General features: G+C 37.0%; 16 protein-coding genes and 2 pseudogenes. All 18 read right to left on the reverse strand.

Annotated features, from left to right (window positions below):
• Positions 1-58: 58 nt before the first annotated feature.
• Positions 59-1,522 carry an ABC-F type ribosomal protection protein Msr(D) gene (msr(D), locus tag RWP09_RS05780; protein ID WP_000420313.1) on the reverse strand — a complete coding sequence of 488 codons (1,464 nt, stop codon included), beginning with the start codon at positions 1,520-1,522 and terminating at the stop codon, positions 59-61.
• A gap of 119 nt (positions 1,523-1,641) precedes the next feature.
• Positions 1,642-2,859: a macrolide efflux MFS transporter Mef(A) gene (gene mef(A) / locus RWP09_RS05785; protein ID WP_000417519.1), complete on the reverse strand. Its 1,218-nt coding sequence runs from the start codon at positions 2,857-2,859 to the stop codon at positions 1,642-1,644.
• A 385-nt stretch (positions 2,860-3,244) separates the two neighbouring features.
• Positions 3,245-3,415: a hypothetical protein gene (locus RWP09_RS05790; RefSeq protein ID WP_000873143.1), complete on the reverse strand. Its 171-nt coding sequence runs from the start codon at positions 3,413-3,415 to the stop codon at positions 3,245-3,247.
• 942 nt (positions 3,416-4,357) lie between these two features.
• A complete protein-coding gene (locus RWP09_RS05795; RefSeq protein WP_314435065.1) occupies positions 4,358-6,445 on the reverse strand; it encodes a heavy metal translocating P-type ATPase in 2,088 nt (695 codons plus the stop codon).
• A complete protein-coding gene (locus RWP09_RS05800; RefSeq protein WP_000076060.1) occupies positions 6,414-6,791 on the reverse strand; it encodes a metalloregulator ArsR/SmtB family transcription factor in 378 nt (125 codons plus the stop codon). Before RWP09_RS05800 ends, RWP09_RS05795 begins: the two co-directional genes overlap by 32 nt.
• A 14-nt stretch (positions 6,792-6,805) precedes the next feature.
• Positions 6,806-7,621: pseudogene (locus RWP09_RS05805) on the reverse strand (ZIP family metal transporter).
• A 587-nt stretch (positions 7,622-8,208) separates the two neighbouring features.
• Positions 8,209-8,808 (reverse strand): hypothetical protein, encoded by a 600-nt coding sequence (locus tag RWP09_RS05810; protein ID WP_000933555.1) that lies wholly within the window; start codon positions 8,806-8,808, stop codon positions 8,209-8,211.
• A gap of 96 nt (positions 8,809-8,904) precedes the next feature.
• Positions 8,905-10,191 carry a recombinase family protein gene (locus RWP09_RS05815; RefSeq protein ID WP_257616655.1) on the reverse strand — a complete coding sequence of 429 codons (1,287 nt, stop codon included), beginning with the start codon at positions 10,189-10,191 and terminating at the stop codon, positions 8,905-8,907.
• On the reverse strand, positions 10,154-11,395 hold the full coding sequence (locus RWP09_RS05820) for a recombinase family protein (protein WP_314435066.1): 1,242 nt from the start codon (positions 11,393-11,395) through the stop codon (positions 10,154-10,156). Before RWP09_RS05820 ends, RWP09_RS05815 begins: the two co-directional genes overlap by 38 nt.
• Before the next feature lie 344 nt (positions 11,396-11,739).
• A pseudogene (locus RWP09_RS05825) lies at positions 11,740-11,859 on the reverse strand (putative holin-like toxin); the annotation flags it as partial.
• Between the two features lie 183 nt (positions 11,860-12,042).
• Positions 12,043-13,716, reverse strand: coding sequence for a TaqI-like C-terminal specificity domain-containing protein (locus tag RWP09_RS05835; protein ID WP_314435070.1), 1,674 nt, complete (start codon positions 13,714-13,716; stop codon positions 12,043-12,045).
• A 145-nt stretch (positions 13,717-13,861) separates the two neighbouring features.
• On the reverse strand, positions 13,862-14,413 hold the full coding sequence (locus tag RWP09_RS05840) for a hypothetical protein (protein WP_314435073.1): 552 nt from the start codon (positions 14,411-14,413) through the stop codon (positions 13,862-13,864).
• Positions 14,414-14,419: 6 nt separating this feature from the next.
• Positions 14,420-15,427, reverse strand: coding sequence for a hypothetical protein (locus tag RWP09_RS05845; protein ID WP_314435076.1), 1,008 nt, complete (start codon positions 15,425-15,427; stop codon positions 14,420-14,422).
• 267 nt (positions 15,428-15,694) lie between these two features.
• The gene (gene rlmD, locus RWP09_RS05850) at positions 15,695-17,050 is read right to left on the reverse strand and encodes a 23S rRNA (uracil(1939)-C(5))-methyltransferase RlmD (RefSeq protein ID WP_314435079.1); all 1,356 of its coding nucleotides are present in this window, start codon (positions 17,048-17,050) and stop codon (positions 15,695-15,697) included.
• Positions 17,051-17,123: 73 nt separating this feature from the next.
• Positions 17,124-18,098: a DUF1002 domain-containing protein gene (locus tag RWP09_RS05855; RefSeq protein WP_314435082.1), complete on the reverse strand. Its 975-nt coding sequence runs from the start codon at positions 18,096-18,098 to the stop codon at positions 17,124-17,126.
• 73 nt (positions 18,099-18,171) lie between these two features.
• Positions 18,172-18,786: a cell wall hydrolase Pmp23 gene (gene pmp23 / locus RWP09_RS05860; RefSeq protein WP_314435084.1), complete on the reverse strand. Its 615-nt coding sequence runs from the start codon at positions 18,784-18,786 to the stop codon at positions 18,172-18,174.
• On the reverse strand, positions 18,786-19,760 hold the full coding sequence (locus RWP09_RS05865) for a nucleoid-associated protein (RefSeq protein WP_314435087.1): 975 nt from the start codon (positions 19,758-19,760) through the stop codon (positions 18,786-18,788). The genes pmp23 and RWP09_RS05865 overlap by 1 nt, the downstream gene beginning before the upstream one ends.
• A gap of 7 nt (positions 19,761-19,767) precedes the next feature.
• Complete coding sequence (gene glyA / locus RWP09_RS05870) at positions 19,768-21,024, reverse strand: serine hydroxymethyltransferase (RefSeq protein ID WP_314435089.1); 1,257 nt, start codon at positions 21,022-21,024, stop codon at positions 19,768-19,770.
• Positions 21,025-21,054 lie beyond the last annotated feature (30 nt).

Below are 21,054 nucleotides of genomic sequence, written 5' to 3' on the forward strand. Positions count from 1 at the left end.
CTTTAACAATGGAGTCGCCAACCAGAACAGACTATACTGACCAGCGACTACCTTAAATTTAATGTTTCAGATTTATTTTCTTATCTCTAATTTCATAAACTACATCTGCTACATTTTCGAGTAATCGTTTATCGTGGGTGATAAACACGATAGTTCCGGTGTACTCCTTCATTAGTATTTCCAAAGCCTCTAAACTTGGTATGTCAAGGAAGTTACTGGGTTCATCCATTATTAGGATGTTATATCTACCCATGAGCATTTTAGCAAGCAACAATTTTATAATTTCTCCACCGCTTAAAACAGATAAACTTTTTCCAATATCGTTCTGTTTGAACCCCATAGATGCTAGCACTGAACGAATTTCTGATATATTGTAGTCACAATCCTTCTGCATAAACTCCATAACATTCTGATTACTGTTGTACTTGTAACCATTCTGTGCAAAGTAACCTATTTTTGCCTTAGGCGAAATAGAAATTCCTTCTTCATGGTTTAAGATCATTTGGATTAAAGTTGTTTTTCCGATTCCATTACCACCAGTTAACGCCACTTTTGCTCCTAACGGAATTTGAAAAGATGCATTTTCAAACAGAGCCTTATCCCCAAATACTTTATTAATTTCTGCACCGACTATAGGGTATGGATTATGGAGCTCCAATGCTTTACTTTGCCTGAAACGAATTCTGCGAATGCCTTCCGGAGCTTCTACTTTTCCTAAGGCCGCAATCCTGTGCTCTAGGGTTTTAGCAGCATTATACATCTTTTTTTCCTTACTTCCTATTGATTTTTGATGAGCTAAACGCCCTCCGTCTTCAGTACTTTTTTTCTTTGAAGAACCTTTTGCCTTCTGTTCTATTTTACGAGCCTGTTTTCGCTTTTCCTCCGCAGCCCTTTCCAATCGGGCACGTTCCGCAATAAATTGTTCGTATTCTGCAGCTTGGCTCTTACGTTCTTCCTCTTTCTGACGAAGATAATCAGAATAGTTTCCCCAATACTCAGTGATTTTGCCATCTTTCAGTTCCCATATTTTATCTACTATTTCATCAAGAAAATAGCGGTCATGGCTAATAACTAACAGTGCACCTGTAAAATATTTTAGCTGTCCTATTAGAAAATCAATTCCTTCACGGTCTAAATGGCTCGTAGGTTCATCCGCTAAAATACCATGAACCTGTGCCGATAAGGCCTGTGCTATTTTAAGCCTTGTTTCTTCACCACCGCTCATAGTCTGTATATTTAATTGCTCAACACCTAGCTTGCCTACAAGTGCAAAATCTTTTTCCTCCTGCAGAGTTACTTCGTCCAACTGGGGAATATAGGCAAGTTCACCCAGACGATTCATTTTACATCCTGGGGGAGTTAATTCTCCTAAAAGTACCCTGAGTAAAGTGCTTTTTCCAGCACCATTTGCTCCTACTAAACCAATACGGTCATAATCATATACTTCTAATTCATTTATATCTAAAACATCGCGTCCTTTGAATTCCACACGAATGTCTTTTGCTTTTAATATTAATTCCATAACATTTCCTCCTGTCTATAATCGCATGCTTTCATTTGCTTGTATGCAGGGAAAACCCTGCGATTTTAGCAGGAAGAGTTACATGAAAATAAGATACATAAATATTCCTCCAATATTGTTTATTTTAAATCTAATTTTCTAACCTCAGTTATCATTTGGCAAACTATAGCAATGCCAATAATTAAAATACCTGATAGTAAAAACCAATGATTTACACCGATTTTATCAGCAAAGAATCCAGAAAGAATTAACCCAATTGGCATAGCAAGTGACATGATACTTCCGATCAAAGAAAATACACGTCCTAAATATTCAGGCTTAATTTTCTCCTGAAAAAGAGCTGTTTGCACACCGCTATAAAATGGCACCGAAAGCCCCATTATTGCACAGCAAACTACGAATATTACAAATCCATTTGGAGGAAGTATTCCCGAAACGGCTAAACTGGTCCCCATTATAAAAAATGAACTTGTTATTAGTAATACATGCTTTTCGAAGCCCCCTAATCTTCCTAATAATAAGCCTCCTGCTAGCATCCCAAATGCAAAGGAAATTTCCGTAATAGAAATATGCACAGGCGTTCCATTAAAGTGTTCCATGCTTATTAAAGGAAATAGTGCATTGATTGGCATATAAACAAAAGTATATAGTGTTCCTAAGAGTAATAAGGCAAACAATCCTTTGTTTTGTCTCAGAACCACAACTCCTTCTTTCATCTCCCTTATGAAATTTGGTTCTAAACTTTGCACTTGATTACCCAGCTTAGGTATACGTACAATTGCTACCGTAATAGATGCAATCACAGCACCCAATACGTCGATGGCAATAATAGCATTTAAATCCCAAACGGAGTATAAGAGTGCTGCAACTGCCGGACTAACAATATAGCTTATAGACTGCAAAGACTGACTATAGCCTGCGCATTTCGTTAGCTGTTCTTCTGGTACTAAAAGTGGTGTAACCGCATTGAGTGCTGGGGTATGAAAAGCTGTTCCAATGCTACGGATAAACAATACTATCATAATCATCCAGACAGGTAGCTCCATACAGAATGCAACAATAGCAAGCACTGCACCAGCTGCTGCGATAATTAAATCGGCACCAATCATTATCTTCTTCCTATCATGACGATCCACTAGCACACCAATGGCAGGTCCCAAAATCGCATAGGGTAAAAAACCTACTAATGAAGCCATAGACAAGACCATCGCAGATCCTGTTTTTTCTGTAAGGTAAAAAATAATCGCCATTTGCAGGATGGCACTAGTGATTAATGATACTGCTTGCCCTGCCCATATTGCATAAAATTTTCGTTTCCAATTGTTGTATTTTTCCATTTATATTATCTCCTGCATATTATTTTGCTTGAATTTCTATTTTGAATAGCATTCTAGGCAATAAAAAATGCAGGCCAAACCCCACAATGTGGCTTTTGGTCTGCATACATACAATTTGGAAACATTCATATTAAAGACATAGTTAAATAAAGGTATAGTTAAATAACCAATATCCTCACCGTAACTAATGAATGCTCAATATCGTATAAATAAGCACAACAAAAAAGCCTATCATCGGGTATAGATTCTGCTTTTTTTATTGCCAGCTTATCTTAAACGCATTGAGGCTGTCATAGTTTCGGTTCCTCCTACATCTTTGTTTATATCAATTTATAGTATAACACAACAAGATGATATGTTCAATATAAAAGTTATGGAATGAGACTCATACTTCCAATTCGATGCCAGATTTAAAGGATATGACGAAGTTTTCTTCATAGACTGTAACGCTCTGGATTATCTTCCTTAGTAGCAAGCGATTAGCTTTCACAAAATCTTCTGTTTGTAGTTTTAAAAATTCATCAGGATTTTCTAACTCAACCTCAAAATATTTCATTTTACATTCCCTCATTTCATTTATTGATAAATTGAGTTTGCAAAAAAGAGTGGACAATTTTTGTCTACTCTTAACCTTTAAAATAGTTTTTTTTAATCGATTTGAAGTTGCCTAAATTATTACTTATTCGGTAAAATGAAGTATTGCTTTCAACAGATTTCCTTCAACTACACTTCACTTGATTCAAACAAGGTGGGTACATTTCTATTCCCACAAACTCCTTGTCAATGGAAACAAACACGTACCCACAGGGTAAATGGAAATAGAAACTGATAATTTCTAGCTATCACTTCTACTCATTCCAAAAATTTTCTCACTCTGATACTTACCCACCATAAAGCAAAAAGCCTTGCAATCAAGGCTTTCATTATCCCTTTCGTTCAAAGGTTTCTAAGCTTTTACGAGCAGAGCGACACACTCAGCGGTTCGCTATCTCCGTTCTGTCTGCGTGCTAGCACTTGTCAATCACGGACAGCTATCGCATGGGCGGAAGTAAATGCTAATCTTCGTCGTTTTACTCCTTGACTAGCAAACTTACCGCCTCAACATGTGGAGTTAGTCAACATCTATATTATATAACGAAAGTGATAGAGTTGTTGTTTAAAATTAAACTTTAGAATGAAAATATTTAAAAAAAGTAGATCACTTTTAGAAGTGTCCTACTTGTATTATTTTTATTTAAAAAGGGATAAATCCTTAACAAAAGGGGTGTACTCCCGCGCCTTCGGGAAGGAAAAAAAATGGCGCAAAATCAAGGTTTTATTTTTGAAATTTACCAGAAAATACCCTTAATGAAAGTAACGTAGTTCTTGTTGATGGTCATAGTGTGTTCTATTGATGCACGTTCAACGGTTACTAGATTTAGGTTAAAATCGTTAAAGCCCATATCATAGTTTAAAAAAGCGATTATACAAAAACTTGTATATCGCTCTGTTTGTTCACTTACTTTGACAAAGTGGAGGTATCTATCCTCAAGGTCCTCAATGCATTCCATACTGCCAGTAGCGTTACACCAACATCTGCAAAGATTGCCTCCCACATATTAGAAATTCCCAATCCACTTAGAACCAAGAAAATTAGTTTAACTACAATAGCCAAGGTCATGTTTTGCCGAGCTATTCTGACTGTCTTTTTAGCCAGTCGAATGACTTGAGGAAGTTTTTCAAGGTCATCATCCATCAGTACAACATCTGCTGATTCAATGGCTGCGTCCGAACCTAGCCCTCCCATAGCAATACCAACATCTGCCCTAGCAAGAACCGGTGCATCATTCACTCCATCTCCAACAAAGGCAACAGCCTGCTGAGACTGAGTCAGAATTTCCTCAAATGTACTCACCTTATCCTGAGGCAAGCAATCTCCAAATGCATCATTGAAGGCAAATTGCTGTGCAAATTCATCAACCACTGCCTGACGATCACCTGAAAGGAGAACCGTTTTTTTAATTCCGACCGCCTGTAAATCCTTCAAGGCCTCGATGCTCGTCTCCTTCACTTGGTCTGTGATAAGGAAATAGCCTAAAAAGTGACTGTCCTCTGCCAAATAGAGAACTGTTCCTGTGCTGTCAATAGCTGGATAAGCAATCCCTTGAACTTCCATTAATCTAGCATTCCCAAGATAGAGCTGTCTGCCATCTATCCTACCGGACATGCCCTGCCCTGGTAGCTCGGTAATCTGACTCACCCTATTCTCGTCCACTTCCTGTCCATAGGCTGTTCGAATCGAGTTTGCGATTGGATGATTGGAATAGCTTTCCAAATGGGCAGCGAGGTACAGAATATTATCCTCGATACCTTCTGCGTTGACAACGGTATCTACCGCAAAGATACCTTTTGTAATTGTCCCCGTCTTATCAAATACGACCGTATCCAACTTGGCAAGAGCCTCTAAATAATTTCCACCTTTCACTAAGACACCTAATTTAGATGCTCCCCCTAGCCCGCCAAAGAAACTCATTGGTACCGAAACCGCAAGAGCACAAGGGCAAGAAATGACTAAAAAGGTAAGTGCCCGATAAAGCCAAGTCGACCACTCCCCTAAACCAAGCAAGGGAGGCAGGCTTGCAAGCAGAAAAGCGATTCCGACAACCACTGGTGTATACACACGCGAAAAACGTGTGATCATCCGTTCCGTCTCCGCTTTTTTATTGCTTGCATTTTCAACTAATTCCAAAATTTTGTTGACCGTTGATTGCGAAAAAGTCTTTCTCACTTCAATTACCAATGGACTAGTCAAATTGATCACACCACTTGTAATGTCCTCACCAACGCCAATTTCCCTAGGCAGTGATTCTCCTGTCAAGGCTGACGTATCCAGAATAGAACGACCTTTTCTGACCAGACCATCTAGGGGCACCTTCTCCCCAGGCTTAACTAAAATATGGTCCGCAACCCTTACTGTTTCAGGGTCTACTTGAACGGCTTCTCCCCCCTCTAGTCTCCAAGCCTTAACCGACCGAATATCCATCAATTGTGCAATGGACTGACGAGATTGAGAGGTGGCCTTGTCTTGGAAATACTCCCCAATCTGATAAAAAAGCATGACGGCTACTGCCTCTGGAAATTCTCCCAAGAGAAAGGCTCCTAAGGTCGCGATACTCATCAAAAAGTTTTCATCAAAAATATTGCCACGTTGAATATTTTGAACCATCTTGATAAGAACCTTATGACCGATAATGATATATAGGGTCAGATAATAGACCAGACGAATCCAGAAATACTCCTCTGGCAGGAAAAAGCCGAAGGCAAATAGAATCGTAACAGCAAGTAGCAGCTCTTTCGCCCAATCTCGTTTTTCTGGAAGTGCCTCTTCCTTTTTCTCACTGATCACTTCGATTCCAGGTTCAATAGCATCTACTAAGTCAATAATTTCCTTATCTATCCCATCTTCGCTTTTTGTTTCCAAAGTCAGCTTTTGAGCTATCAGATTGACAGTGGCAGATTCTACCTGCTCCAATTGATTGACAGCACGTTCAATCTTAGCAGCACAATTGCCACAGTCAATTCCCCGAAGTACATACTCTTTCTTCATGTTTTTCCTCCTTCAAATGCTTCAGTGTCAAAGACAAGACTGATGCGACATGATTATCCGCAAGTTCATAATAGGTCATCTTTCCTTTTTTCTCCCCCTTGACCAATTGGCAGTCCCGCAGATAGCGTAGTTGGTGAGAAATAGCAGATTTGGTCATCTGTAACGCAATCGCTAAGTCTCCGACACAAATTGTTTTTTGCCGTACTGCTTGTAAAATCCGCAAACGAGTTGGATCAGAAATCGCCTTAAAAAAATTGGACATATTTAGCAATGTAACGGTATCAAACTCCGTCTCATGGACCCCTTGAATTAAATCTGGATTACAAGCTGTTAAACACTGTGACATATTTTGTATTCCTCCTATCCTAAAGTTGTATCAAGTAACATCATAATTAGAAATCCGTCCATAAACTCACCTGTTGCAATATCGGTATTCTTGTGTTCTTGAGCACCTGGCACAAGTTTTTCCACTACAACATAAATCATGGCTCCTGCCGCAAATGAGAGAGCATAAGATAGTAGCTGGGGCATAGACATAACAGCATAGGCCCCTAAAACAACTGCAATCGGCTCAACAATCGCTGACATGGCGCCATAGTAGAAAGCTGATTTCCTACTTCGCCCTTCTGCCCGTAGCGGCAAGGACAAGGCAGAGCCTTCTGGAATATTTTGGATACCAATTCACAAGGCTAATCCAAGGGCACTCATCCACGTAAAGGAAAGTCCAGTTGTGGCATTTGCCACACCAACTGCTAAGCCCTCTGGTATATTATGAATCACTACCGCCAGATAAAGCAGCATGGTCTTTGATAAGGGTCTTTGGGGATTCAAAATCCCTTCCTTATCACTCATCTGTTGATTCAAATGCAGGTGGGGAACCAAATAATCAATAAAGCGGATAATTAAGCCCCCGACAATAAAAACCAACAGCCGTCGGCAACCAGTAAAATCTGTTTGCAGCCATTGACTGGCTATAGCCAAATGAAAGGACAAGCAAAGACCAGACTGCAGCTGCCGTCATAATACCCGCTGCCAAGCCCATCATCATATCCATGAATTTTTGATGAATGGTTTTGACAAAAAAGACCAAACTAGCACCGATAATGGTACAAAACAGGTGAATAAGCCAGCTAATAAAGCTTGCATTACTGGTGATAGAGATGAAAAAAATGACATCTTATACCTCAATAATCGATAATAGTTGAGCAACTGTTCAACTATTACCATTATAGTTGAACAGTTGCTCAATTGTCAAGGAAGAAAGTAAAAAAACTATGAGAAATCCCCATAGCTAGGTGGGTATGTTTATTCCCATTACCTCCTAGTCTATGGAAACAAACACATACCTATAGGGTATTCTACTCACTCTGATACCTATCCTACCATATAAGAAAAATAGTTCCACAAACCATCATAGTGATATCTGAAAATAAAAAGGGGGGCCAAAACTATTCCCACAGACACCTCACATGCAGGAACATTTTGAACCTCCACTGAGTATGTGGAAATAAATTTCAGACATTACTGCTATCAATAATACTATCTCAACTCAGACTGTTAGATTTATACTTCACTCAAAATTCAAAAAAGGCTTAATATCAAGCCTTTTGTAAACCCTGAAACGGTAGACTATATCTTTTTCTCCAGTAGTCCCAAAACCTCGATATGTGCTTACATCTTGCTTTTCCTTCTACAAATTGACTAAAGTTAAATTTGGAGTATTAGAGGAACTGAAATATCCTATTTCTAACCTATAGTTATGCCTATTCGGTTCGAGTTTCAACTAAGTATATTCCCCATTCAGCTAATTCTACAGGCAAATCATAAACAGTTTTTCCATTACTTTCATAGATTTCAGAGATTCCTGGTGAAGTCTTAGAAAAAGTTCCCCAAGCTGTCACTAGTTCTTCTACAAATTGAATATTATGAGGTTCAAAAAAATCATTAAATTTCGATAGTTCTTTACTATAAATTGTCACAACATTATAGCTATCAAGCATGATCTCATCATGACTTTTATGCCCACCAAATCCAAACTTACTTAGTCCATCATTAACAAGTAAATCACCGTATCTAATCAACAGTGCTAGGCATTCCTCTCTTGAACAACCATCAATATAATAAACATCCTTATGAGATTCCTTGATAATATTCTTTTCTATCACTTTTTCTCTATCAATACTGACAGGCAATTCTAAAATAAAAAACAAGGGCTCATCATGAATCGCAATAAAGTGTTGAAAAACCTCTAATATTTTTTCTGCGTGTACATTCGCCATCAAATGATGTTCAGTTAACTTTGTAAATGATTCAAACAGGTTTTCTACCAAGCTAACTTGGTGACCTTTTACTAAATTCAACATTATGCGTCCTCCAGAGAATTTAAACAATATCCACATTTATAATCTCATTATACCATTAACCCACTAAAAAGACTGTAACTTCCCAGTAACAGTCTCTTATAAATCTACCTCAGTTCCTTCAAGGAAAGTTACTACAATTTGTCCAGCTTCTGAAATACTGATGTGGTCGAGAACTCGATTCATGATAACTCCATCAAATTTATCTAAATCTAGTATCTGATACATCTGCTTTGCATAGTGCTTATGGAGAAGATTTGCTCCCTGCTCTAGCTTTTGCCACTTAGCTACCACATCAGATCTATGATCTTGCAATATTCCAACTGCTTTCATAAAGGCTTTCTCAAGCATTTCTTCATCAATATGATTGTTTAAACATCCAATCTGACCTTTAATCCTATATCGATTGTTACACTGCCATACCTTCCGTTTACCACGACTTGTCGTCCAATTTTTTCGACCAAATGCTGAACCACACTCTGCGCAAAATACTTTTGTTGTAAAGGGATTGTTTTCTTTCTGCATGATATAAAATTGGAGCTTATATTGTTCTCTAAATCTCTTTCTTCTTGCTATTTCTAACTGAACAATCTCCCACTTCTCTTTATCTAAAATTGGTTCATGATTGTTTTCAATATAGTATTGATTAACTTGTCCATCATTATCTATTCGTTTCTTCGTCAGGAAATCAACAGTATAGGTTTTCTGAAGCAAAGCATCACCCTTGTATTTTTCATTTTGAAGCATCTTCCATATAGCACTTGGGCACCACTTTGCTTTACCTGTGCAACCTGGTATTTCCTGTTCTCTTAACTCTTTGGAAATAAATTCTGGACTGTATCCTTCTAGAAATCTATCAAATATATACCTCACGACCTTTGCTTGTTCAGAGTTTATAATTAGATTTCCTTTTTCATCTTTGTCATATCCCATAAAGTTTGTAGTATTTACCTGAACTACACCACGCTCAAACTTCTTACGAATTCCCCAAGTTGAGTTTTCTGAAATAGATCTTGATTCATCCTGTGCAAGCGACGATAGAATAGTAAGAAGTACTTCTCCTTTTGAATCTAAGCTATCAATATTCTCTTTTTCAAAAGTTACTCCAATACCTAGATCTTTCAGTTCTCTTACATACTTGATGCAGTCCAATGTATTTCTAGCAAATCTACTAATAGATTTAACTAAAATTCTGTCAATCTTACCTTCTCTACAATCCTGTATCAGTCGGTTAAAAGCTTCACGTTTTTTTGTATTAGTTGCTGAAATACCTTCATCTGCATAAATATCTACCAGATCATAATCTTCATGTTTTAAGATGAATTCACGATAATAATTGACCTGATTCTCATAACTTGATAGCTGTTCGTCTTGGTCTGTAGACACTCGACAATAAGCGGCTACTCTGATTTTTTTCTGAATTTGAGATATGACTGTTTGCTGTAGCTTTCTGGCCGGTATAACTGTAATGTTTTTCTCCATCTTCAATCCTTTCTAACACAGTTACTGGTGAACTTAGTTTCCAATCTTCAATATCCCTTTCAGGGACTCTCATACCTTTACATGAATTTTTTCCTTCTTTGATATATTTGGAACAACACCAAATAATCTTTTTCTTATAAGATACCTGTCTTTTTAATGTTGAACCACAATACTGGCATTTTAACATTCTGGAAAATTTATAGCTTTTATTTGTACCTTGGATCCGAGAACAGCTTTTCATTTTTACCTGAACCTTTTCCCATATTTCCTTAGATATAATTCCTTCATGATTATCTTCGATATAGTATTGTTCCAACTGTCCCTGATTTAATTTCTTTGGACCGTTTACACCATCATGAAAGTATTTTTGAAGCAGTAAAGAGCCTTTGTATTTTTCGTTTTTTAAGATATTACGAATTGTGCTATCATACCATTTCTTTCCTGTTACGGTTGGAACCCTGTCCTCATTAAGTTTTTTAGCAATCCTATGTGTACCCATTCCTTCTAAATAACTATAAAAGATGGTTCTCACTATTTGCGCTTCTTCTTGGTTTATAACAAGTTCTCCTTTTTCGTTTAAATCATACCCTAAAAACCGTTTAGCATTAATGAGTAATTCTCCCTTCTGGAACTTTCTATGAAAACTCCATCGTTGGTTTCCGCTCATGCTTTGTAACTCTTCCTCAGCCAAACTTGCTAATACAGTCAAGACAACTTCACCTTCATTGGATAAAGTGTGGATATTCTGCTCTTCAAAAAAGATATCAATACCAAGAGTTTTTAATTCTCGACTTATTTCAAGAACATTGATGAGATCTCTTGCAAACCTTGATATTGACTTAGTATGGATAACATCAATTTGTCCTTTTCTACAAGCATCTAACATAGTTTGAAAATCAGGTCTATCATACTTTGAACCTGAAATCCCTTTGTCACAAAAAACACCCAAAAACTCAACATCATCACGTTCAGCATACAACTTTTCAAAATAGACTTTTTGATTCTCTAGCGAATCAAGTTGACTTCCGTTGGTTGTAGAAACTCGAACATATGCACAAATTCTCTTTTTTCTTTTGTTATTCTTTGCTTCAATTTTTCTTATATTCATTTTTCCTCCTACAAGAAGTTTTTACACACTATATATCCCTCTAAACGCTATATTAGTCAAGTAATCAGCAACCCTGTACTTTAACAAAATGTCTTTATTGTCCGCTTACCTAAATAGGTACTTTCAAGATAGATTTTTCCGGTTTTAAGAAAAAATCAAAAAGAAAAAGCCTGATGTATTTCACCAGGCTTAGATTTTTTATTTGAAATTTAATCGCAATATGTTATAATAAACATAGAAAAAGGAGCTGAGCTACCAACTCAACTCCAATGTAGAACTGTTAAAAAGACGGTAGCTCGTATAACAGATTTAATCCGTCCTACTCGCTCAAAAGTGGGGACGGATTATTTTTTGTCCTTGTCTTTGAAGATTTTATAGCACAAGCCAATCAAAGTAATGGTAAAGCTACCAAAACCAAGTATTGTCTGTACAACTTCAAATGCGGTCAAAAGAGGCTCTTTATCAACTGTAGTGGGTTGAAGAAAAGCTAAGCTCGAGGAAGGACAACTTTAGTCCTTTCTTTTTTGATGTTCAGAGCGATAAAAATACGTTTTTTGAAGTTTTCAAAGTTTCGAAAACCAAAGGCATTGCGCTTTATAGGCTCTATAATTTCTGTAGTGGGTAATCCACTGTAGAGATTATAGTCCCTATAGGTCGTATACATTATAAATTATTTCATCAATGTCTTTCTGATTATTTTTACCCTCACTAATAATTTCTTCCACAAGCATCGTCAAAGTATTATTAGTTTCAGAATCAATTTTAGGAAACGGAAGCTCCATTAAATTACCTTTAAGAACTTTCAATTCTCCAAACAACTTTTCATATAAGAATTGATACAAGCTAGAATTTAAAAATGCTAAAACTGTTTTAGCTGACATACCTGGTACATTCGGTATTAAGATATTAGCACTATTTAAAAAAAGACTAGAAGTGTCATCATAAGCAAACATCAATTTATTAGAAACAAATTTATAAACAAGTTTTTCTTTAGCTCTATAAATATCTTCTTTCGCTACTTGTTGGAAAGAATCTCTATCATATAGGATATAATTTTGGGCTTTTTTTAATCTATATTTTTCAATCTCTTTTCCAGTATAAATCTTTTCTAGCATAGGACCATCAGAGGATTTCAGCTTTTCTTTATTATTACCAGTAACAATCCCTAGCCCCCATGTACTATTTGATAAAGAATAGCTAGAACTGCTTAAAACCTTTTTAATTATTTTTTCTTCCTTGGGTTTTAAAAGAGAAAAAACTTTATTTTCTGTATATTTAAAAGCATTATAATCAACATAAAATTCTTCATGTTCACCAATGACTTGTACTTTTTCAGAAAAAATTCCTTTACAAAAATTCATGCTAACAAAGCTTGTAGTAACGCCTGTAAAGGTAGATTTGTACAGATGAATCTTGTTCAAATCATGGTTCGATATTATGAATTCCCGTAGCACTCTATGTGACTTAACATTTAAAACCGACTCAGGAAATAAAAAGTTAATCTTCCCACCCTTATTTAATAAATTATATGACTTTATAAAAAATTGAACAAAAGATTCTTTTGATTCAATAAAACTTGTTGTAATTTTCGACTTGTTCCCCCAAGGTGGATTTGTCGCAATGCAATCAAATTGAGTTACTTGTTTAAAAAATGAAACATCAGATAAAAAGTCACCGCAAATTATGTTAGGTTCAAACTCAAAAGATTGATATACAAGAATAAGGTTAACTTTTGCAATAAAAGCTGCAATAGGATCTTTTTCAATACCATATAAATTTGATGGGTTCTCAGTCTTAACTCTTAATAAAAATGCTCCGCTACCACAACAAGGGTCTAAAAAATTCGAGTTACTTTCCAACTCAATATCTGATAACATATTATCTACAATACTAATAGGAGTATAATACGAACCAGCTTTGTTCTTCGCACCTTCAGTGAGTAAACTCTGATATAAAGCCCCCAAAAAATCTTCCCCTTTCTTGTAACTTAAAGAATATTCTTTTTTTAGTTTTAAACGCTTAACTTGAAAGTCCTTCTGAAAATTAGAAAGTATATCTTGAACTATTTTACGATTTTCAACTCCTGCCAGTGCAAGTAAGTCTTCCGCTAGAGAAAAAATAATATCTGGTATTTCCTCGGTATTATATATTTCAACTATTTCTTTTATGAAACTAATTTTATTGCCATCTGCCAAATATTCAACTGGTATGATTCTTTTTTCAGATTTTTGCTTGTTAGCTCGACTTTTTAACTTATCCTCACCGGAAACTGAAAGTTTTTCCCAGTTACGTTTTGTTGCTTCTGAAATTATATTTTCCATATTCCTCCTCTCATGTTCTTTGTATATTACCGTAAGTAAAAATGAATATCAAGTATGGACTTCCTATAACACAAATCAAATAATATTTTGACAAAGCCTGCAGATAAATACAATATCACCAATTTATCGGAAGTCTGACGTTTATTTAATTATTACCTAAAGCTAAAAAAAGTTCATAGAGTTCTTCATAATTTACCCAACGGTATAATTGGTTATCTAGGTGAAATTGAATCGTTTTCTCATTCAAATGAAATTGCCCTTCACCTTCATTCCCACGATGTTGCTTATTTGAGTAATTAGGCAGTGAAAAAACATCATGACTATTAACTTTAAAAATAGCTATTCTGTCTTGGAAAAATAAACCATAGTACAAAATGTCAAATTCAGAAGTTTTGACTTGTTGAATGTTACAATCAAACTTTGAATCAAAAATTTCATGACTATCCATCATTCTATGTTCAACGGTTGAAGCTAGGATTTGTTGTATAACATTTTGTTCGGTGATAGTAGACGTGCTTTTTTTCATAACCGTAGAAAACTTCACTTCAATTCTATTCATTTCAGAATCGGTTAAGTCATAAGCTAAATTACTCGACATTTCTACGCTGATAAGTACCTTAATCATGTACTCTGCAACTGTACCAAATCGTCTAGTACGAAGGGAAAAAATTCCTTCTTTGAATTCTTGAATATCCATTTATTTTTATCCTAATCTAGTTAATTCATTCTTCAATGAGGTATACAAATCTTCTATATTATTACCATCTGTTATGTTGATTTCTTCTTTCAATCTCTCAAGTTCCTCAGATGTTACACTAATTTTACCCCCAGAATACATATCAGCAAATCGTTGCAGTATATCTTTCTTTCTGTTTACTGATTGTTTTTTTAATCTTTCTAATTCAACAGACAAAAAATCCAATCCGTACTCCCTTGATTCTCTATATTGATTGTACTGAGTAGTAAATATTTTAATTTTTTCTATATGCTTATTGAATTTTTTTGTAAGAGATTTGTTCGGAAAAAGAAAATTATAAATTACATTACTATTGAGGTTCTCGCAATTTATATCTTCTACAAGAAATTGCTCAACTTCCGTAACAACGGAATCCTTAATATCCTTAAATAAATTGAATAATTCCTCGTAAGAAAAATTTTTGACTCTAAATTGGTCATGAAAAGATAAATTGGAATCTTTTATGTGAAATTGACCCTCACCTTCGTTCCCAAAATGTTGTGAGTCAGAACCTGAAAATTCAGGATTGTCCTTTTTCTCTAGATACTCCACATCTGAAATTTTATAAATTCTTATTTCATCCCCAAAAAATAATCCATAAAAAAGCGTGTGAAAAAATTTAGGTTTGACTTGCTGAATATTACAATCAAATGATTTTACTTCACTACTTTTTACGATCCTTGTAGAGTTAGACTTTGAATTCATTATAATATCAAATGCCGAGGGTTCAGTAATTGATGACTCAGATTCTAAAACTCTAGAAAATTTAACCTCAATATTACCGTAGTTTTCGCTATAAAGGTCAAAATTCTTAGCCTTTTCTCCCTTTTTTGATTTTGTTGCATCATCAGGCTTATCATTTGAATACATACAATCAAAATGATACTTTATCATTATTTCAGCAACAGTGCCAAAACGCCTAGTATTAAGTTCGAAAATTCCTTTTTTAAACTGATCTAACTCAAATTGATCCATTATATTCTCCCAACTCAATAAAAACTACCATAATTATATCACACTTTGAAATAGAAAAATAGTCAAAGAAAGAGGGTGCATTTCTAGTCCCACAGACACTCAACTTATGGAAACAAACGTCCCCAATGGGTTTGTGGGAATAAATTCGCTCATTTTCTGGAGAGCAATTCTACACACTCGAGTTTGACTCTAGGTTTTATACTTACCACTTTAAAAGAAAAAACCACTGTTCCCAGTGGTTCTAAAAAGGCTTTCGTTACAAGATTTCTAGGCTTTTACCAGCAAAGATACACACTCCACATGATGAGTTTGAGGGAATAAGTCAACTGGCTGGACTTTCTTCAATTCATATCCCAACTCTTTGTAGAGCTTGATATCACGTGCCATGGTTGCGACATTACATGAAATATAGGCAATGCGATCAGCTCCTGTTTGGCTACTTGCCTTGATAAAGCTTTCGGTTAAGCCCTTGCGTGGAGGATCAACCAAGATAATGGTTGGTTGAATTCCATCTTTGAGCCAATTCTTCATGGCATTTTCAGCTGTGTCACAGACATAGTGGGCATTTGAAATATGGTTCAGTTGGGCATTCTTCTTGCTATTCTCAACCGCTTCTGGAATTACCTCAACACCATAAACCTCCTTTACATGTTTCGCAACAGAAAGACCAATCGTCCCGATACCAGAATAGGCATCAATAACCACATCATCTGATTTTAATGCAGCAAAGTCAATGGCTGTTTGATAGAGTTTCTCCGCCATTTCAGTATTGACTTGGTAAAAAGCGGGTCCAGCGATTTGGTAGTCATTTCCTAACATTTGGTCGGTAATATAGTCTTGACCATAAAGGGTGCGCCATTCCTTACCAAAAATTGCATTGGTATTTTGGTCGTTGATATTTTGAATAACAGACACAATCTCTGGGAACTGCTTGATGATTTGTTCAATCAATTGGTCGACACGAAAAACTTTGGGACGAGTTGTTACCAAAATAACCATAATTTGCCCTGAATAGTGCCCACGACGCACCACAAGATTTCGAATCAAGCCAGATTGTTCCTTTTCATCATAAGGTTTCAAATCATAACGACGGAACAAGTCACGTAGGGCTACAACTACCTCATCAATCACAGGATCTTGGATAAAGAAATCTTCTAGAGGCATGAGGTCATGCGAATTCTTACGGAAAAATCCTGTTTCCAAGACACCATTCACACGACGAACAGGCACCTGCGCCTTGTTGCGGTACTTGACTGGATTTTTCATACCAAGCGTTTCAGCAACCTCTACATCAGCAATTCCTGCAATCTTGTATAGACTATCCTTGACTTGCTTGGTTTTAAACTTAAGCTGTTCTGGATAGGCAAGATGACCTAAATCCGCGATTCCTGAACGCAGGTAAGCCAAATCTAGATCTTGATTACGGTGTGGCGACTGGACAAGGTATTCTTCAACCTTCCCAAAACCAATCTTTTTATTGACCTTGAGGACTCGCATAAGTATTTTTTCACTCGGTAAAGCATTCTCTACAAAAAAGACCAAACCATCTACCTTGGCAACTCCTGCACCTTCATGGGTCAAGTCCACAATTTCAACTTCTACAATATCATTTTTCTTTAACATTCTCTTCTCTTTCTATTGGCCGACAAAAAAGACGGCAACGTTACGGTTACCATCTATTATACCATGAAATTTCTTAAGAACCAAAACTCTTGAAGAAGTTGACAATGGCTTGCCAGAGGGAGCTTAAGAAGTTACCCCCGTCTTCTAGCGCCTTATCAGCATCAAAGTTAAGGTTGATATTTTTAAAACTGTCGCCAGCTTGTGATACGATACTTTGTTTAAGGTCATTTAGAGTTTTAGTGAAGTCTGCATTGCTGAGGATATCACTTTTTGAGAGATTTAAAGCAAAATTGATGATGATATTGATCTGGTTTCCTGTTATCACCTGATCAAGTTTGTAATTTTTTAAGGTATCTTCAACAATTTTACGGACATCTTCCTCTGTCAGATTTCCCTTGCTTTCTTTAGCTTTGGCGAGTCCTGACTTGATGTCGGCTAGGGCAACGTTTAATTTATTAGCATCATAGCCAGTTTTGTCCTTGTTTTCAGCATTGATATCTGACAAAGCCTTTAGCTCTTCTTGAGCCAAGTCTTTATTGGCTTGTGGCACCTTGGCTCCATTAGCTTCTAGTGAATAGTAAATCCCGGCTAAGGCACTCTCACCTGTAACTGGAATAGGTGCTGCTACAGTGATTTTGGCGTGTTCCACACCCAAAGTTACGGCCGCATTTCGGTACATATCCTGCGTCACCTTAGTGATATTTTCTGGTGTTTCAATCTTGACCTCAAGTGGCGACTTGTCACCTAGCTTTTGAATCTTGGCTGATGAATACAACTGTAAACTAGAGTCATCGGCTACATTCATGATTTTAGAATAGACATCAGGCGTCATGGTCTTGAGTTCTTTGGTATCTGTTGAGGCATTGTAGCCTAGTTTTTTAAGGGTTTGATTTTTTTGATCTTCAGACAATGATGAACCTAGGACATATTCAGGTTGAACATAGGTTTCATCGATAACTTTTTGCACATCTGTTGCTGCATGGGCGCTATTCATAGCTGTTACTGCCCACAAGACCGCAGCACTAGTCAGAAAGAGTTTCTTTCTCATAGGGAATTTTCTCCTTTACCTTTCTAGAGTAATATATCTATCTTAAAGAAAACTTATAACAAAAACACCTGGGCTAGCCAGATGTCGAAAAGAGAGTGAAACATTTGATGATGTAAAGATTGAGTTGCACCTGTCTAGAATAATAATAGTTTCCTCCATTTACATAGAGTTTTGCTCCATGAAAAATGGAAATAGGGTGAATATAACAATAAGTCTTTCCAGTCGTATTGCCAAGCAAGGGAGCAACAGTATCACGAGAGTACTGTTTGGCCAGTGCTAGGGTGTTTTCCTTACCATTTTGGGCGATAAAATCGATATAGGCAGGTCCAAAATTATAGGCTTGAACAGCTGTCCAGACATCAACACCCTTCTTCTGAGCCAGATAGAGATTATCTGTCAGAGTTTGAACGCCTTGCCGAATGCTAGAGGCATTATCATTGATGGTGTTGGTGGAACCACTTGCAGACTCACTAGACTGCATAACATCGCCTTCTTTTCCTTTTGTTTCGGTATAAATCATAGCGAGCACAAGCTCTTCGTTTGCTGGGGTGTCTTTTTCACTCAAGATTTCTCGCACCATGGGTTGATAGGTCATGACTTGCTTGACATCTTGGTGAACGCGGTAAGCTTTATAGCCAGCAAAAAGGAAGACTGCTAGTACAAGCACTCTTCGAATTCGTTTAAACATTATTTACTTTGAATATCCTCGATATTTTTGATTAAGATAGAGTAGGTTCCATTGTCGTTTTGGATAAACTCAACAGACTCGGCGTCTTGATAGACGTTATTGGGAACGATGAGCTCAATTCCATTTGACAAGGAGAGTTTTTGGTTTTCAAATTTCTTTAACTGGCGGCTGGCATCAATTTCATCAAATTGAACAGGCTCTGGTACAGCTTCCTTGACTTGATCAATAAAGCTCAAACGAGCCGTCAGATTATTGTCAAAAAGGTCGTTGGCCAATTTTTCAGGTGACAATTCATTGCTTTCTTCTAGATTATTGAAAATCGCTGATTTGACCTTGGATTGAAATTGAAAATCATCTGTATTAAAAGTCTCAGCAATTCGCTGTGCCGTTTTTTCTAGTTCCTTGATAGATTTTTTAGGAGAAATCTTAGGAGCGACAGCAAGAAGATTATCTGAAAAATAGTTCAAAAAAGTCCCGTTGTACTTGATTCGTTTTTCAATCAGATGGTACTTGCGACTCTGAAGATTAACCACTAAGGCCTCATCAGCACCCGTTCCAAATCCAGGCAGGTTATTCTGAGTCAGCTTGATTGGATTATCAACTTCTCCTCCGAGGTGGGTCAAGGTCTCACGCAGGGCAATTCGCAAGAAAGCAAAATGTTCTACACCTTCTTTAGAAAATTGCACAAAAATCAAGTCATTGGTCTTGAGATTTTCGGAAATGCTGAACTCCTCTTTCCAGAGATTAGCAAGCTTTACTGATGTCTCCAACAAATCGTCTGTGATGTGATTGAAGAAGGGATTTTCTTCTTCGAAAATCCCAGTCTTGGCTTCATCTGAATACACACGTTCAATTTTTTTACGCAGGTATTCTTCGATTTTTGGAGTAATATTGAGAAACTTATCCGCTAGAAATAGCTCGGTATCATCCGGGCTAAACTGATGGATAATTGCTTTCTTAATATAAATGTCCATAAAAGTTTTAGTCCTCGTATAATGGGAAGGCATCTGTCAATTCTTTAACTGCACTTCTCACTTCTTCTAAGACAGCTTCATTTTCCGCATTCTTAAGAGTTTTAATGATAAGCTCAGCCACTTTGCGACTTTCTTCTTCACCAAATCCACGTGCAGTAATAGCTGCTGCTCCGATACGAATACCACTTGTCTTGAATGGTGACAAGGTTTCGTAAGGGATTGAGTTTTTATTTAGGGTAATATTGACTTCATCTAGCAAGTTTTGAGCAACTTTTCCGTTTTCTACAACCTTAGTCACATCCACTAGGAAGAGGTGGTTTTCAGTCCCACCAGAAATGATACGGAAATCAGGATCTTGCAAGAAGACATCCGCCATAGCCTTGCTGTTCTTGATAACATTAGTAGCGTATTCCTTGAAGGATGGATCTAATACTTCTTTGAAGGAAACTGCCTTAGCAGCAACAACATGCTCCAAAGGGCCACCCTGAATACCTGGGAAAATAGCTGAATTGATTTTCTTGGCAAGTTCTTCGTCATTGGTCAAAATCAAACCACCACGAGGTCCACGAAGTGTTTTGTGAGTCGTTGTTGTAGTGATATGAGCGTATGGTATTGGACTTGGGTGTAAACCAGCAGCAACCAAACCAGCGATATGGGCCATGTCTACCATGAGCTTCGCACCCACAGCATCCGCAATTTCACGGAATTTTGAAAAGTCGATAATTTGAGAATAGGCTGAAGCACCTGCTACGATCAATTTTGGTTTTACTTCTTGGGCTTGTTTCAAGATAGCATCAAAGTCTAAGAATTCCGTTTCAGGATCCACACTATAAGAAACAAAGTTGTAGGTTTGACCTGAGAAGCTAACAGGAGCCCCATGAGTCAAGTGACCACCTGCAGCTAAATCCATTCCCATAACCGTATCGCCAGGCTCAATCAAGGCCATGTAAGCCGCACAGTTAGCTTGGCTTCCTGAGTGTGGTTGGACATTGGCAAATTTTGCACCGAAAATTTCTTTTGCGCGTTCAATGGCTAGAGTCTCTACCACGTCTACCACATCAGTTCCACCATAATAACGGCGTCCTGGGTAACCTTCGGCATATTTATTCGTCAAGATAGACCCTTGAGCTGCCATAACAGCCTTGGAGACAACGTTTTCCGAAGCAATCAACTCAATGTTGTTTTGTTGGCGTTCTTCTTCTTTGGCAATAGCATTCCATAGATCAGCATCGTATGCTTTAAAATCGTCTTTGTCAAAAATCATAGGTCTTCTCCTTTATAGTGTAACTGGTCC

It is taken from the genome of uncultured Streptococcus sp., from assembly GCF_963521255.1.
GTDB lineage: Bacteria > Bacillota > Bacilli > Lactobacillales > Streptococcaceae > Streptococcus.

Coding starts and splice junctions, on each gene's coding strand:
- RWP09_RS05790 (WP_000873143.1), bottom strand. CDS start 3,415: ATGAAATATTTTGAGGTTGAGTTAGAAAATCCTGATGAATTTTTAAAA.
- RWP09_RS05795 (WP_314435065.1), bottom strand. CDS start 6,445: ATGAAGAAAGAGTATGTACTTCGGGGAATTGACTGTGGCAATTGTGCT.
- RWP09_RS05800 (WP_000076060.1), bottom strand. CDS start 6,791: ATGTCACAGTGTTTAACAGCTTGTAATCCAGATTTAATTCAAGGGGTC.
- RWP09_RS05810 (WP_000933555.1), bottom strand. CDS start 8,808: ATGTTGAATTTAGTAAAAGGTCACCAAGTTAGCTTGGTAGAAAACCTG.
- RWP09_RS05820 (WP_314435066.1), bottom strand. CDS start 11,395: ATGAATATAAGAAAAATTGAAGCAAAGAATAACAAAAGAAAAAAGAGA.
- RWP09_RS05835 (WP_314435070.1), bottom strand. CDS start 13,716: ATGGAAAATATAATTTCAGAAGCAACAAAACGTAACTGGGAAAAACTT.
- RWP09_RS05840 (WP_314435073.1), bottom strand. CDS start 14,413: ATGGATATTCAAGAATTCAAAGAAGGAATTTTTTCCCTTCGTACTAGA.
- RWP09_RS05845 (WP_314435076.1), bottom strand. CDS start 15,427: ATGGATCAATTTGAGTTAGATCAGTTTAAAAAAGGAATTTTCGAACTT.
- rlmD (WP_314435079.1), bottom strand. CDS start 17,050: ATGTTAAAGAAAAATGATATTGTAGAAGTTGAAATTGTGGACTTGACC.
- RWP09_RS05855 (WP_314435082.1), bottom strand. CDS start 18,098: ATGAGAAAGAAACTCTTTCTGACTAGTGCTGCGGTCTTGTGGGCAGTA.
- pmp23 (WP_314435084.1), bottom strand. CDS start 18,786: ATGTTTAAACGAATTCGAAGAGTGCTTGTACTAGCAGTCTTCCTTTTT.
- RWP09_RS05865 (WP_314435087.1), bottom strand. CDS start 19,760: ATGGACATTTATATTAAGAAAGCAATTATCCATCAGTTTAGCCCGGAT.
- glyA (WP_314435089.1), bottom strand. CDS start 21,024: ATGATTTTTGACAAAGACGATTTTAAAGCATACGATGCTGATCTATGG.